Source organism: Rathayibacter sp. AY1A5 (genome assembly GCF_002930875.1).
Taxonomy (GTDB): Bacteria; Actinomycetota; Actinomycetes; order Actinomycetales; family Microbacteriaceae; genus Rathayibacter.
This window is the reverse complement of sequence record NZ_PSTM01000052.1, coordinates 1-1,302: the sequence shown is the minus strand read 5'-3', so window position 1 is coordinate 1,302 and position 1,302 is coordinate 1. Positions and strand designations below refer to the sequence as shown.

Below are 1,302 nucleotides of genomic sequence, written 5' to 3'. Positions count from 1 at the left end.
CCCCCCGCCCCCTCGCCTCCGGGCTGATCGCGCTCGTCGCGACCGGTGCCCTGCTCTTCGGCGCGACCCCGGCCCTCGCCGCGGAGAACCCGCAGAAGCCCCTCTCCTCCTCCGAGGAGGCGCCGACCGGCCTCGCTCCCGCGAGCGAGTCGCCCGAGGCCGCCCAGCAGACCGCCCGCGCGGCCGTCAGCTACTACAACGCCCTCGTCGGCGGCGAGGAGCTGGCCGCCGGACAGCGGATCGTCTCGGGCACGAACGGCTACTCGTTCCGGATGCAGACCGACGGCAACGCGGTGGTCTACGACCCGCAGGGCCGCCCCACCTTCGCGACGAACACCCAGGGCCGCGGCGACCACCTGGTCATGCAGACCGACGGCAACATGGTCGTCTACTCCGCCAAGGGCGGCCCCGTGTGGAGCACGAACACGATCAACGAGGCGGGCGCCTCGGTGATCATGCAGCCCGACGGCAACCTCGTCGTCTACCGCGAGAACGGCTCGCCCGCCTGGGCGAGCAGCGTCCGCCGCGTCATCGCCGAGCCGGTGACCGACACGCTGTTCACGGAGCAGACCCTCCGCCCCGTCCACCAGCTCACCTCCGCCGACGGCCGCTTCAGCGCCGTCATGCAGAACGACGGCAACTTCGTCGGCTACGGCCCCCAGGGCGCCGTCTGGGGCACCGGCACCGGCGGCTCCGGCAACCGCATCACCATGCAGAAGGACGGCAACGCCGTCATCTACGGCTTCGACGGCTCCGTCAAGTGGTTCTCGGGCACGCGCGGCAAGGACCTCCGCCTGGGCATCAACAACGCCGGCTCGCTGATCATCGTGAACCCGTCCGACGACGTGATCTGGACCAGCCAGGCCGCCTTCCCCTCGACCACCCTCTACGCGGCGAACTCGCTCGAGGCGGGCAGCTTCCTCCGCTCCGCGAACGGCGTCTACCGAGCGGTGATGCAGGCGGACGGGAACTTCGTCGTCTACGGCAAGAACGGCCCGATCTGGGCGTCGAAGACCACCCGCGCAGGCGGCTTCTTCGCCCTCGACACCAGCGGCCAGATCGCCGTGGGCACCGAGACGACGAGCGGATGGTCGGTCGTCCCGCCCGCCGCGTCGGTCGGCCCCTACAAGCTCGTCATGCAGGACGACGGCAACCTCGTCGAGTACGACAGCCGCCGCGCGGTCTGGGCCAGCCGCGGCTGACGCCCCTCCGCCACGACGCCCCCTGGTCCCCGGACCGGGGGGCGTCGTGGCGGAGGGGCGTCAGCCGCGGCTGGCCCAGACCGCGCGGCGGCTGTCGTAC

At 72.1% G+C, this 1,302-nt stretch carries 1 protein-coding gene; it reads left to right on the top strand.

The window, feature by feature from the left end; all coding sequences use genetic code 11:
* Positions 1-1,202: hypothetical protein (locus tag C5B98_RS17115; RefSeq protein ID WP_181065576.1), on the top strand; the 1,202-nt coding region annotated here is incomplete at its 5' end.
* Positions 1,203-1,302 lie beyond the last annotated feature (100 nt).